A 12245-nucleotide genomic window follows, 5' to 3' on the forward strand; every position below is an offset into this window, starting at 1 on the left:
ACTCCAACCGGCCGGCGGAGTAATTCCTGCTGCGCGTGGGCTTACGGGACACTCGCCGCCCGGCATACTTGACATCATGACGACCTCCGGAACCCGCGCCGCTCACCGTCCGTCGCGCAAGCAGTGGGTGATCGAAGCAGCCACCGAGCTGTTCGCCACCCAGCCGCCGGACGAGGTGACGGTGGCCGACATCGCCGCTCGCGCGGAGATGACCTCGGCAGCGGTCTACTACCACTTCTCCTCCAAGGACCAGGTCCTGGCAGAGGGGATGCGGGCGTTCACCACCGCACTGCGCGAGCAGTTGCAGGCGCTCACCGAGGCACACGAGCCCGGCTCGGACATCGGCGCGGCGGTCACCACGCTGCTGTCCTGGCTGGGCGAACACCGTTCCGCCGCCACCGTGTTCTTCGTGTCGTCGGCCGGCATGAGCCAGGAAGCGGAGGCCCTGCGCCAGGAGAGCCGCAGCGAGTTGCTGGACGAGCTGGTGCGGCTGATCCGCAAGGCCCGCGCGTCCGTCTCCGACGCGGAGGCGGCGGTGATCGGCCTGGGCCTGCTGGCTCTGCTGGAGACCGCGGCGATCTCACAGGTCCGGGGCGACGACGTCTACCGGTCGCTGGGGCACCGCTCGTTCGTCCGTGAGGTCGGCGCTCTCGCGGAGCGGATCGCCGACCCGGCCACATAGAGCGCCGATCACAGCAGCAGCCGTAGGGGCCTGCGCAGCAAGTCACCGACCGTGCGCAGATATTCGGCCGCGGGCGCCCCGTCGACGGCACGGTGGTCGAAGGTGAGGCTCAGGGTGAGCACCCGCGTCCGCAGCGGCCGGTCGTCCTCCCACTCGACGCCGTCCCTGAGCCTGCCCACCCCGAGGATCGCGACATTGCCGGGGTTGATCACCGGGGTGAAGAAGTCGACGCCGTACCCGCCGAGCGAAGTGACGGTGAAGGTGGCCCCTTCCAGCTGTGCGGGGGAGATGCGCCCCTCGCGCGCGGCCTGGGCCAGGGCCTTGGACCGGCGGGCGATCTCGGGCAACGGCAGCTCCACAGCGTCCTCGATCACCGGGACCATGAGGCCGCCCGGAACGGCAACGGCGAAGCCCAGGTGGATGCCGGCGAGCAGATGGATGCCGTCCTCCCGCACCGTCGCGTTGAGCAGCGGGTGCTCGCGCAAGGCCAGGGCCGCGGCCTTCAGCAGGAAGTCGTTGAGGCTGGGCACCGGCAGATCGCTGTCGGCCCAGTCCTCCTTGAGCCGGCCCCGCAGGGACACCACGGCGTCCATCCGCACCTCGTAGCCGTGCGTCAGCTGTGCCATCTCCTGGAGGCTGGCGTGCATCCTGCGGGCGATGGTGCCGCGCATCCCGGTGAGCGGGAGGACGTCGCCGGGCCGGGGGGCCGCGTCTCGGTGGGGAGGAGCCGCGTCGCGGTGGGGAGGGGTCGTGTCTCGGTGGGGAGGGGCCGCGGTGACGGCGTCGAGGTCGGAGCGGCGGATCCGGCCGCCCGGGCCGGTGCCGTTCACCTCGGAGAGGTCGATGCCCCGTTCCTTGGCCAGCTTGCGGACCAGCGGCGAGTAGGAGGTGCCACCCGGCGGAACCGGCTCGCCCAGGTCACCGAGGTCGCCGGGGAGGGCCGCGAGGAACTCCTCCACGTCCTCGGAGACGATCCGTCCGCCGGGTCCCGTACCGCGTACGGCGGTGAGGTCGACGTCGGCAGCGGTGGCGACCCGTCGGGCGTTCGGTGAGGACAGGAGCCGGCCGGCGGTGCCGTTGGCGGAGGACACCGCGGGCGCAACGCCGGTGTCGGTGCCGTTGAGCGCGGGCGGAGAAGCACTCGCACCGGCCCCGGGCCCGGCGGGCATCGGCGCACCCGCCGGGCCCGGTGGCTGTTCACCCTCGGCCAGCAGCCAGCCGATGAGGGACCCCGTGGGGACGGTGACGCCCGCCGGGACCACCGGGTGGAACAGTCCCCCGGCCTCCGCCTCGACGTCCACGTCGACCTTGTCGGTGGCCAGCCTCAGCAGCGCGTCGCCCTCCGCGACGGCCGCGCCGACCGGCACGAGCCATTCGTCGATCGTGCCTTCCTGCATGGTCAGACCGATCTTCGGCAGCAGAACCTCGACCGCCATGTCGGTCACGACCTTTCGAGGAGGCGCCGGCAGCCCTGGGCGATGCGGGCGCGATCGGGCACGTACGCCTTCTCCAGGACCGGGGAGAAGGGCACCGGGGAGAAGGGCGCGCCGATGCGCAGGACCGGCGCGTCCAGGTAGTCGAAGACCGCGTCCTGGATCTGGGCGGCTATCTCCGCGCCGAGCCCGCCGAACGTGACGGCCTCGTGCACCACGAGTACCCGGTTGGTGCGGCGGACGGAGGCGAACATCGTCTCGGTGTCCAGCGGCTGCACGCTGCGGGGGTCGATCACCTCGATCTCCACACCCTCGGCGGCGAGTTCGTCTGCCGCCGCGAGGGCCTCCCCCACCATGCGGCCCAGGGCGATCACCGTGACGTCGGAGCCGTGCCGTGCGGTGTGCGCCTGGCCCAGCGGAATGCCGTAGATCTCCTCGGGCACCTCGCTGGTGCTGCCGAGCAGGACCTTGTTGAGCATGATGACGACCGGGTTGTCGTCCCGGATGGCCGAGACGGTCAGCCCCTTGGCGGTGTACGCGTCGCTGGGCATGACCACCTTGAGGCCGGGCACGTGGGCCAGCCAGGCCTCCAGGCTCTGGCTGTGCTGGGCGGCGGCGCCGAGGCCCGCGCCGGAGGCGGTGGTGATGGTGAGCGGCACGGACAGCGCGCCGCCGAACATGTACTTCATCTTCGCCGCCTGGTTGACGATCTGGTCGAGGCAAACGCCGATGAAGTCCATGAACATCAGGTCGACGACGGGTCGCAGGCCCCGGGCGGCGGCTCCCACGCCGAGGCCGACCAGGGCGGCTTCGGAGATCGGGGTGTCGATCATGCGGCGGGGGCCGAACTCGTCGAGCAGGTTGTCGAACATGCGGAAGACGCCGCCGTATCCGGCCACGTCCTCGCCCGCGACGAAGACGTTCTCGTCCTCGCGCATGGCCTGGGCGAGTCCCTCGTTGAAGGCCTTGACGTAGGACAGCTTGCGGGGGGCGGCGACCGGAGTGACGGCCGGTGCCTCGGTGGTGGTGGTCATGGCGGTCATCCCGAGTAGACGTTGAGCAGCAGGTCGGCGGGGTCGGGCAGCGGGCTCGCCTCGGCGTACGCGATGGCGTCGGCGATCTCGTCGCGCGTGCGCTGCCATACGTCGTCCAGCTCCGCACGGGTCGCGGTGCCGTCGGCGACGGCCCGGACCTCCAGCAGGTCGATGGGGTCGCGGGCCTTCCACTCGGCGACCTCCTCGTCCGAGCGGTAGGGGTGACGCAGGCCCTTGACTCCCTGGTGATCGAAGTAGCGGTAGGTCTTGGCCTCGATCATCATCGGGCCCGCGCCGGCCCGGGCCCGTTCCACGGCTTCGGCGGCGGCCCGGTGGACGGCGACCGCGTCCATGCCGTCGACGATCACGCTGGGCATGCCGTAGGCGGCGGCGCGGTCGGCGACATCGGTGAGCAGCATGTGCCCGGACTGCGGGGTGAACTCCGCGTAGCCGTTGTTCTCGCAGACGAAGACCACGGGCAGGCCGAGGATCGCGGCCATGTTGGCGCCCTCGTGCCAGGCGCCGATGTTGGTGGCGCCGTCGCCGAAGAAGGTCACGGCGACGTTGTCCTCGCCCTTGTACCGGGCGGCGAAGGCGGCGCCCACGGCGATCGGGACGCCCGCTCCGACGATGCCGTTGGCGCCGAGCATGCCGCGGGTGAGGTCGTTGATGTGCATGCTGCCGCCGCGGCCGAGGCAGGCGCCGGTGACCCGGCCGTACAGCTCGGCGTACATCTCGCGGAAGCCGACGCCCTTGGCCACTGCGTGCCCGTGGCCGCGGTGGGTGGAGGTGATCTGGTCGTCGTCGCGCAGGGCAGCCATCACGCCGGCGGCGACGGCTTCCTGGCCGACATACAGGTGCAGGAAGCCGGGCAGTTTGCCGGCCTCCATGAGCTTTCCCGCCTCAGTCTCGAACAATCGGATGCGCACCATGCGCTCGTGCAGATCCTTGATGACCTGCGCGCTGACCTGCGGGGATTTCTTCGACGCCGTTGGCGCTCGTTGAGCCATCGTCCGCCCCTTCGTCCGAGAGAGGTTGCCAAGCAATCGGACTTACTTGTGCCGGTCTACAGTAACCAGCAGGGGCACCTTACTGAACGGTGTCTCTAATTACTATGGCCTGAGCCGGGGTCGTCGGCGCGCACGTCCACCAACTCCACGACATTGCCCTCCGGATCGGTCCAGAAGCTGATCCGCCGACCACGAGCCCGGACGACGACCGGGTCCGACAGAGGCCGGGCACCTGCGGCCCGCAGCGCCTCCACGACCGGGCCCATGTCGTCGAAGTGGAAGGTGAGATACGACAGGCCCGGACGCCCGGCCGGCAAGGCGGCTGCCCCCTCCGGCACCGCCGCCGACCGGGGAAGGATCAACTTCACACACCCCCCGGAGGGCACCCGCAGCCACGCGACCACCAGCTCGCCGCCGAGCCCGGCCGGGCCGCCGACGGACTCCGGTACGCCCGAGCGGCGCTCGGCGCGGCAGCCGAGCACGTCGCAGTAGAAGCGCTCCATCAGCTCCAGGTCCCGCACCACCACGCCCACCTCGAACGGCAGGGTCATGACCATCACACCCACCCCCACGGGACACCGAGCGGCCACTTCGCCACTTTCTATTGACAGACAACACTAAGTCCTGTTGTCGTTTCGGACACAGCCCAGCTGTCGCACTCAGAAGCCCTTCACCGGCTCGCGGCTGGGAGGATTGTGAGGACACCGTGGTCCAGTCCAGTTCGGTCCCCTTGGCGCCTTCGGCCCCCTCTGCCCCCGAATACGCGTCGGCCCCCGAATACGCGTCGTGGATCAGCCAGGACCGGTCCACCGACGCCGCGTCCCTGACGATGCGGCGGGAGGCCGCCGAACTCGTCGAGCGCGTGATGACGCACTACCGCGACAACACGACGCACGAAGCGGACGGCCAGTGGACGGAACCCGTCGCCAACTACCTCGACGCCGACCGCTGGCGGCGCGAGACGGACGCCGTCCACCGCAGCGTCCCCCTGCCGCTCGCCATGTCCTGCGAGCTTCCCGGGCCGAACACCTACAAGGCGATCGACGTGCTCGGCATCCCCGTGCTGATCACCCGTGACCGTCAGGGCACCGTGCACGCGATGATCAACGCCTGCCGGCACCGGGGGGCCAAGCTCCTCGAACCCGGCTGCGGGGTGTCGAAGCGGCTCACCTGCCCGTACCACTCCTGGTCGTACGACCTCGCCGGGGAGCTGCGGGGCGTGTACGCGGAGAAGACCTTCGGCGAGGTGCCGCGCGAGGGCCGCAGCCTGGTCAGGCTCCCGGCCGGGGAGCGCGCGGGGATCGTCTTCGTCTCGCTGGACCCGGCGGCCGAGCCCGACCTGGACGCCTGGCTGGGCGACCTCCAGCCCCTGCTGGAGGGCCTCCGGCTGGCGGAGTGCCACCACTACGCCACCAGCGAGCTGACCAGTCCCAACTGGAAGGTCACCCTCGACGGGTACCTGGAGACGTACCACTTCGCCTCGCTGCACCCGAAGACGGTGTTCGAGACGAACCTCTCGAACATGATGGCCCACGACACCTGGGGCCCCCACCAGCGCATCGCACCGGCCCTGCGCCCGATCGCGCAGGCGGTCGAGCTGCCGCCGGACCAGCGGGACCCCGGGGACTGCGTCGGGCCCATCTACTGGCTCTTCCCGGGCCTCGCGATCGCGGGCGGCTGGCGCCAGAAGATCGCCGTCTCCCTGGTGCTCCCCCGGACGGCCACCGAGTCGGTGACCCAGCAGATCATCCTGCTGCGGGACCCGGCGGTCACCGAGGAGGAGCGCCAGGCCGCCGACCGGTTCGGCGCGTGGTTCCACGAGGTGGTCCGCGACGAGGACTACGCGACCACCTACGGAGTCCAGCAGGGCCTGAAGGCCCTCGACGGGACCGACTTCGTCTTCGGACGCAACGAGCCCGGACTCCAGCACTTCCACCGCACCATCCATCAGCACCTGGACAGTGGCGCCACAGCAGCCCCCAGAGCCGCCAGGTGAGCAACCAACAACACTCGCGGGAGAACACCATGGTGGCTACGGGCAGCCTCGACGGACGCGTCGCGGTGATCACGGGCAGCACGCGCAGCATCGGCCGCGCCATCGCCGAGGCCTTCCTGGCCGACGGCGCCACGGTCGTCGTCAGCGGCCGCAGCGAGGTCAAGGGCAAGCAGGCCCTGGAGGAGATGGACGCCGGAAACCGGGCCGTCTTCCACCCCTGCGACGCCAACAGCCAGGAGGACATCGAGGGCCTCGCCGACTTCGCCGCCGAGCGCTTCGGCAGGCTCGACATCTGGGTCAACAACGTCGGCGGCAGCTCCGGCTTCGCCCCGATCCACCAGCTCAGCGACGAAGCCTGGCACAACGCCCTCAACCTGAACGTCAACGGCTACTTCTACGGCACCCGCCGGGCCCTGCCGAAGATGCTGGAGGGCGGCTGGGGCCGCATCATCAACATCTCCTCGGTGGAGGGCAAGCAGGCCAACAAGCCCGCGATCAGCCACTACATCACCAACAAGCACGCCATCCACGGCCTGACCAAGGCGACCGCCTTCGAGTACGGCACCCAGGGCATCACCTGCAACGCCATCTGCCCCGGCGCCGTCGACACCGACCTCATGCGGGCCGCGGGTCCCGCCGCTGCGGAGGCCGAGGGCATCTCCTACGAGGACTGGCTGGGCCGCTTCGCCGAGCACGCCGCCACCAAGAAGATCACCACGGTGGAGCAGATCGCGGCGGTCGCCTCGCTGCTCGCGAGCGAGGCGGGGGCGGGTATCACCGGCACGCTGATCAGCGTCGACGGCGGAACAGCGCAGTGGTAGGCGCGGGTACGGACAGCGGGAGACCTCGGTCATGAAGAGCTGGATCACGGACTGGCAGCGCAGTGAGCGGCTGCCGCACTACACCCGGGCCAACGCGGGCGAGACCCTGCCGGACCCCGCCAGCCCGCTGGGCTGGACCCTGGTCTGGGGACGGGGCCTGCAGGGCTGGCGTCGCGGCTTCGTCGGGTTCGGCATCTACCGCGAGGAGGAGGTGGCCGGCCCCCGGCCGCCGTTCGTCGGCATGTTCGGCGGCCACTTCTACCTGAACCTGTCCCACATGCGGCTGTTCGGCATCCGCATGGGTCAGACGGCGGACCAGATCGACGCCGCCTTCGTCGGACAGCGCTCCGACACGCCGGTGTACCTGGCGCACCCGGACGATCAGGACGAGGAACTGACCGCCAAGGCGGGCGCCACGCTCCAGCGGATGCTCGGCCAGACCTCCTTCCCGGAGGCCGACGCCGACCGGGAACGGCTGCGCGCCCTGCGCCGTTCGCGACCCGACCTGACGAGGCTGTCCGACGCCGAACTGGTGGCGCACGCACGGTCGTTGCTGGAGGAGGTGGAGACGACCTTCCAGCGGCACGTCGAGTCGTCGCTGCCCGCGTCCGTCGGGCCGGCGATCCTCGGCCCGCTGTGCGCGAGCGTGGACCGCCCCGGCGCCATGCTCGACCTGATCGGCGGTCTCGGCGACGTCGACTCCGCCTCCCCGTCGACCGGGCTGTGGACACTGTCCCGTCAGGTGGCGGCCTCGGCCGAACTGAGCGCGCTCTTCGACCAGGGTCCGGCCGCGGTGGAGCAGGCACTCGACGCCGCTACCGGCGATGTGAAGACGTTCCGTGACTCCTTCGAGGAGTTCCTCGCGGAGTCCGGCGACCGCGGTCCCAACGAGTGGGACATCCACGCGCTGTCGTGGGAGGCGTCGCCCGTCCAGGCGCTGGCCCTGGTCGACCGGATCCGGCACAGCCCCGACGACGACTCCCCGGCCGCCCGGCGCATCCGGCTGACCGAGGGGCGCGAGCGGACGGCGCGGGAGATCCGGGACCTGCTGCCCGAGGACGTACGGCCCATGTTCGACGCCGGCATGCACGCCTCCCAGGTGTGGATCCCGGCCCGCGAGCGCACCAAGGCGAACTGCGTCACCGTCGTCAACGAGATCCGCATGACCGTACGGGAGCTCGGCCGCCGCGGCGTCGCGGCGGGGCTCTTCGCCCGGCCCGAGGACGTGATGATGCTGCTGGACACCGAACTCGACGACTATGTCGCCGCCCCGCAGTCCTTCGGCCCGGTGATCGCGCGGCGGCTCGAGGAGTACGCGGGTCTGCACGAGCTGGAACCGCCGTTCTTCGTCGCCGACGACGCGCAGACCGAGATCGACACCTGGCCGCGCCGCGCCGAGGAGCGGACCGAGGCGGCCGTCGAGGGCGATGTGCTCGGTGGTGTGGGCGGCAGCCACGGCACGTACACCGGCAGGGTGCGGGTGGTCACCGACCCGGCTTCGTGCGAGGCACTGGAACCCGGCGAGGTGCTGGTGGCACCGATCACGGACGCGGCCTGGACCCCGCTCTTCCTGGTCGCCGGCGCGGCCGTCGTGGACGTGGGCGCGCTCAACAGCCACGCCGTTGTGGTCTGCCGTGAGCTGGGCATCCCGGCCGTCATCTCCGTCGAGGGCGGAACGCGACGGCTGCGGGACGGCATGGTGATCACGGTCGACGGTGAGCGGGGCACGGTCACCGTCGACAGTGTTCCCGCGCCGCTCGGCATCTGAGAACTCCGCGGGCCCGTCGCTTCCCTGCACCGGAGCGACGGGCCCGCGGGCACGACCTCGAAAGGACCACCATGGCTGAGGAAGTCATCGTCTCCGGCTGGATGGACTACGAACCCGGCGACCGCCACACCATGCTGGCGGCCCTCGTCGAGCTGGGCCGGCGTACCCGCGAGGAGGAACCCGGCTGTCTGGACTACGCGATGACCGCCGATCCCACCGACGAGCGGCGTATCCGGGTGTACGAGCACTGGACCTCGCGGCAGGCCCTCGACGAGCACTTCGTCACCCCGCACATCAAGGACTTCCGGACGGCCGTCGCGGGGCTGACCCGGGTCGGGGTCTCGCTGACGGCCCACACCGTCGCCGCGTCACATCCCATGCGCTGAAACGGCGCCCCGGCCGGGGCGCCGTTTCCAGCAGTCTCAGCGGGAACCGTCCAGCCGCACCAGCATCTTGCCGACGTTGCCGCCACCCAGCAGGGACAGCAGCGCCCCCGCGGCGTTCTCCAGGCCGTCCACCACCGTCTCGCGGGCGGTGATCCGGCCCTCGGCGAGCCAGCCCGCGACCCGCTGCTCGAACTCCGGCCGCAGATCCTCGTGGTCGCGGACGATGAAGCCGGACAGCGTCAGCCGCTTGAGGACCGCCTGGATCAACTGGTTGATGTCCACGGTCCGTCCCGCGCCGCCGAACTGCGACATCATGCCGCACAGGGCGACCCGGCCACCGGTGCGCAGCGCGTGAAGAGCGGCGGCGAGCTGCTCACCGCCGACGTTGTCGAAGTAGACGTCGATGCCGTCGGGTGCCAGCCGCGCCAGCGCGTCGCGCACCGGCTCGGCACGGTAGTCCGCGGCCGCGTCGTAGCCGAACTCCTTCACCAGCAGGGCGCACTTGTCCGGGCCTCCGGCGGTCCCGATGACGCGGTCCGCGCCCAGCAGACGGGCGAACTGGCCGGCGGCGGTGCCGACGGCGCCGGCCGCCGCGGACACGAAGACGGTGTCGCCCGGACACAGTCGCGCGATACGGGTCAGGCCGACGTACGCGGTGAACCCGGTCTGGCCGAGCAGACCCAGCCAGGTGGGCAGCGGCGCGAGTCCCGGGTCGATGCGGCCGGCGCCGTCGACGGCCGCCGCGTCGAGCACCGCCCGCTCCCGCCAGCCGAGCTGATGACGTACGTACGTGCCGGGCGGCAGCGAGGCACAGCGGCTCTCCTCCACGACACCGAGGGCGCGGCCGTCGAGCGGCGAGCCCGGGGTGAAGTTGTGCGTGTAGTGCTTCTCGGTGGTCGACAGCCGCCCGCGCATGGACGGGTCGACGCTCATGTAGAGGTTGCGGACGAGCAGCTGTCCCTCCCCCACGGGCGGCAGCGGGCGCTCCTCGACGGCGAAGTCGCCGGGGAGCGGTTCTCCGTCGGGTCGGCGCACCAGGCAGACCACCCGGGTGGTACGGGGCGTCATGGGGGGTCACTCTTCCGGCTGCCGGGTGGCACGCCGCTGGGCGAGGCGGCCGACCCAGCCGGCCATCTGGAGGTCGGCGTGGCGCAGTTCGCCCGACTGCCACCGGGCCTGGAAGTCGAAGACGCCCTGCACCCCTGTCCTGGGATCGGTCACCTCGACCAGTCCGTCCTCGGTGAGCCGGTACACATGGCCGGTCAGCGGGTGGATCACTTGCTTGGACATAGGGCCTCACTCCTGCACTCGGCGGCGTACGCCGCGCTTGGTCACGGTCACCGGGCCCTCGACCCGGAGCCGGCAGGCGAGCCGGGTCAGGCCGTCCACCGGTCTGCGCAGGGCCTCGATGCCCTCGCGTTCCAGCGGGCCCACGGGGGAACAGTTCTCGGCGCCCTCGTCGACCTGAACGAAGCAGGTGCGGCAGGTGCCCTTGCCGCCGCAGAGGGTGGGCCAGCGGTAGCCGAGCCGCCGGGCGGCGGTGAACACGTCCTCGCCGTCGAGGACTTCGAGCTCGACGCCGGAGGGTCTGACCGCGACCCGGTGGGTCACCTGCTCATCCACTGGTCGAGCGTCTGGTTGAAGTGGCGGATGCGGCTCTCCTGGTAGTTCGCCAGCGTGATGCCCGGCTTGCGCATCGCCTTCAGGCCCTGCTGGACGTAGGGCAGGTTCTCGCAGTCCTGGTCGAAGACGGGCCCGAGCACGCCGAGTTCGGGGATGTCGGCGAAGAGCGTGTCCTCGGGCACCCAGCGGATCTTCGCCGGGGGCGGCGTCTCGCCGGGCTGCTTCGGGGACGACATGAAGATGATCTCGGCGGTGCAGGAGTCGGGGTCGAGGCCGTTGGGCCGGAACCGGTAGATGATGTTCGACTTGGCGCCGCCCCAGGGGTTGAAATTGGGGAACAGCAAGTAGTTGATGGCGTCCAGCAGCTCGGTGTCGGGTGTTTCCGAGAAGTCCTGCTGCGAGGTGGCCGCCAGTTGTTCGCGCATCCGCGCGGCGAGGACCTGGCGGGCGGTGCCGCCGGGCGGTATCGCCGGCAGTTCGTCGCCCTCCTGCATCACCAGGTCACGGCCCTGGGCGGCGGCGTAGAAGGAACGCGAGTCGTAGAAGGTCTCCAGGACGTCCTCCTCCGTGACCGAGTCCACCACGTGCGGGCTGGGCGCGCCCTGGATGTTGATCATCCGGTTCCAGTTCGGCTGGTCCGCCATGACGTCGTACTGCGAGTTGGCGTCGGCGAGCCACGTCAGCATCTGCGGATGGGTGGCGATCACATGGAAGGACTCGATGAACGCGTCCTGCGCGATCTTCCAGTTACAGGGCAGCACCTTGGCGATGTGCAGCGACTTGTAGCGGTTCTCCAACGGCCAGATGTAGTAGTCGTCGAAGGTGCCGCGGTAACTGTCGAAGGACTCGGCGTACGGGTCCATGTTGATGAAGACGAAGCCGCGCCAGGTGGCCACCTGGGCCTCGGGGAGGGCGAACTTCTCCGGGGTGACGTGCGGGAAGTCCCAGGCGCAGGGCGGGGTCTGCATCGTGCCGTCGAGGTTCCAGGTGAAGCCGTGGAACGAGCAGCGGAACTCGCTGACGTTGCCGCCGCCGGTGCGCAGTTTGCGGCCGCGGTGCAGACAGACGTTGACGTAGGCGCGGATCTCGTCGGGGGCCGTGCGCACGACGATGAGGGAGTCGTCGCCGATCTCGTAGACCTCGTGGTCGCCGACCTCGGGGATCTCGCTCTCCAGGCAGGCGAACTGCCAGACGCGCCGCCAGAGCTGCCGCATCTCGCGTTCGGCCCACTCGCGGGAGGTGAAACGGGCGGTGTCGATGTCCTCGCTGCCGAGGTAGTCGTTCCGCTCGTACCTCAGGGCGGGGGGAACGGGGCGGCTGTCCTGGTCGAGGTAGTCCTGGACGCTGGGCCCGGGGCACCGTGCCGTGGCCGGCTCCGACGTTTCGTCCATCATCTCTCCTCCGGCAGAAACTTTAGATTGAGTGTAGTTACCGCTGGCGGTCGGGAGCAATACTCACGCCGGTGAACGAGCTCCACACCTTCCGAGGTCAC

General features: G+C 70.6%; 13 protein-coding genes. 5 read left to right on the forward strand and 8 right to left on the reverse strand.

Annotated features, from left to right (window positions below; translation table 11 throughout):
- The first annotated feature begins 76 nt into the window (after positions 1-76).
- Positions 77-682, forward strand: coding sequence for a TetR/AcrR family transcriptional regulator (locus MQE23_RS05305; protein WP_020275537.1), 606 nt, complete (start codon positions 77-79; stop codon positions 680-682).
- Between the two features lie 8 nt (positions 683-690).
- Here MQE23_RS05305 and MQE23_RS05310 read toward each other — a convergent pair whose 3' ends face one another.
- The 4 genes from MQE23_RS05310 to MQE23_RS05325 all read right to left on the reverse strand — a co-directional run bounded on the left by MQE23_RS05310 (position 691) and on the right by MQE23_RS05325 (position 4710).
- Complete coding sequence (locus tag MQE23_RS05310) at positions 691-2118, reverse strand: 2-oxo acid dehydrogenase subunit E2 (protein ID WP_243378404.1); 1428 nt, start codon at positions 2116-2118, stop codon at positions 691-693.
- A 5-nt stretch (positions 2119-2123) separates the two neighbouring features.
- A complete protein-coding gene (locus MQE23_RS05315; RefSeq protein ID WP_037671946.1) occupies positions 2124-3149 on the reverse strand; it encodes an alpha-ketoacid dehydrogenase subunit beta in 1026 nt (341 codons plus the stop codon).
- A gap of 5 nt (positions 3150-3154) precedes the next feature.
- A complete protein-coding gene (locus MQE23_RS05320; protein ID WP_020275541.1) occupies positions 3155-4159 on the reverse strand; it encodes a thiamine pyrophosphate-dependent dehydrogenase E1 component subunit alpha in 1005 nt (334 codons plus the stop codon).
- A 95-nt stretch (positions 4160-4254) separates the two neighbouring features.
- A complete protein-coding gene (locus MQE23_RS05325) occupies positions 4255-4710 on the reverse strand; it encodes a VOC family protein (RefSeq protein ID WP_243378405.1) in 456 nt (151 codons plus the stop codon).
- Between the two features lie 155 nt (positions 4711-4865).
- Between MQE23_RS05325 and MQE23_RS05330 the strand changes: the two genes are divergently transcribed.
- The 4 genes from MQE23_RS05330 (at position 4866) to MQE23_RS05345 (ending at position 9130) form a co-directional block, all read left to right on the forward strand.
- Positions 4866-6155 (forward strand): aromatic ring-hydroxylating dioxygenase subunit alpha, encoded by a 1290-nt coding sequence (locus MQE23_RS05330; protein ID WP_037671947.1) that lies wholly within the window; start codon positions 4866-4868, stop codon positions 6153-6155.
- A complete protein-coding gene (locus tag MQE23_RS05335) occupies positions 6152-6976 on the forward strand; it encodes an SDR family NAD(P)-dependent oxidoreductase (RefSeq protein WP_243378406.1) in 825 nt (274 codons plus the stop codon). Before MQE23_RS05330 ends, MQE23_RS05335 begins: the two co-directional genes overlap by 4 nt.
- A gap of 31 nt (positions 6977-7007) precedes the next feature.
- The gene (locus MQE23_RS05340; RefSeq protein WP_243378407.1) at positions 7008-8744 is read left to right on the forward strand and encodes a PEP-utilizing enzyme; all 1737 of its coding nucleotides are present in this window, start codon (positions 7008-7010) and stop codon (positions 8742-8744) included.
- A 71-nt stretch (positions 8745-8815) separates the two neighbouring features.
- Positions 8816-9130 (forward strand): putative quinol monooxygenase, encoded by a 315-nt coding sequence (locus MQE23_RS05345; RefSeq protein ID WP_243378408.1) that lies wholly within the window; start codon positions 8816-8818, stop codon positions 9128-9130.
- Between the two features lie 36 nt (positions 9131-9166).
- On the opposite strand, the gene MQE23_RS05350 is transcribed toward MQE23_RS05345, so the two are convergent.
- From MQE23_RS05350 to MQE23_RS05365, 4 genes are read right to left on the reverse strand one after another with little or no spacing between them, the layout of a single operon-like run.
- Positions 9167-10198, reverse strand: a complete 1032-nt coding sequence (locus MQE23_RS05350) for an NADP-dependent oxidoreductase (protein WP_243378409.1) — start codon at positions 10196-10198, stop codon at positions 9167-9169.
- A gap of 6 nt (positions 10199-10204) precedes the next feature.
- Positions 10205-10420: a hypothetical protein gene (locus tag MQE23_RS05355; RefSeq protein ID WP_020275549.1), complete on the reverse strand. Its 216-nt coding sequence runs from the start codon at positions 10418-10420 to the stop codon at positions 10205-10207.
- A gap of 6 nt (positions 10421-10426) precedes the next feature.
- Positions 10427-10753 (reverse strand): 2Fe-2S iron-sulfur cluster binding domain-containing protein, encoded by a 327-nt coding sequence (locus MQE23_RS05360; protein ID WP_243378410.1) that lies wholly within the window; start codon positions 10751-10753, stop codon positions 10427-10429.
- Positions 10738-12144, reverse strand: coding sequence for an aromatic ring-hydroxylating dioxygenase subunit alpha (locus MQE23_RS05365; RefSeq protein WP_243378411.1), 1407 nt, complete (start codon positions 12142-12144; stop codon positions 10738-10740). Before MQE23_RS05365 ends, MQE23_RS05360 begins: the two co-directional genes overlap by 16 nt.
- Positions 12145-12245 lie beyond the last annotated feature (101 nt).

The organism is Streptomyces sp. HP-A2021, assembly GCF_022807935.1.
Classification (GTDB): Bacteria; Actinomycetota; Actinomycetes; order Streptomycetales; family Streptomycetaceae; genus Streptomyces; species Streptomyces afghaniensis.

Coding starts and splice junctions, on each gene's coding strand:
- MQE23_RS05345 (WP_243378408.1), top strand. CDS start 8,816: ATGGCTGAGGAAGTCATCGTCTCCGGCTGGATGGACTACGAACCCGGC.
- MQE23_RS05305 (WP_020275537.1), top strand. CDS start 77: ATGACGACCTCCGGAACCCGCGCCGCTCACCGTCCGTCGCGCAAGCAG.
- MQE23_RS05365 (WP_243378411.1), bottom strand. CDS start 12,144: ATGGACGAAACGTCGGAGCCGGCCACGGCACGGTGCCCCGGGCCCAGC.
- MQE23_RS05315 (WP_037671946.1), bottom strand. CDS start 3,149: ATGACCACCACCACCGAGGCACCGGCCGTCACTCCGGTCGCCGCCCCC.
- MQE23_RS05340 (WP_243378407.1), top strand. CDS start 7,008: ATGAAGAGCTGGATCACGGACTGGCAGCGCAGTGAGCGGCTGCCGCAC.
- MQE23_RS05325 (WP_243378405.1), bottom strand. CDS start 4,710: ATGACCCTGCCGTTCGAGGTGGGCGTGGTGGTGCGGGACCTGGAGCTG.
- MQE23_RS05355 (WP_020275549.1), bottom strand. CDS start 10,420: ATGTCCAAGCAAGTGATCCACCCGCTGACCGGCCATGTGTACCGGCTC.
- MQE23_RS05320 (WP_020275541.1), bottom strand. CDS start 4,159: ATGGCTCAACGAGCGCCAACGGCGTCGAAGAAATCCCCGCAGGTCAGC.
- MQE23_RS05310 (WP_243378404.1), bottom strand. CDS start 2,118: ATGGCGGTCGAGGTTCTGCTGCCGAAGATCGGTCTGACCATGCAGGAA.
- MQE23_RS05350 (WP_243378409.1), bottom strand. CDS start 10,198: ATGACGCCCCGTACCACCCGGGTGGTCTGCCTGGTGCGCCGACCCGAC.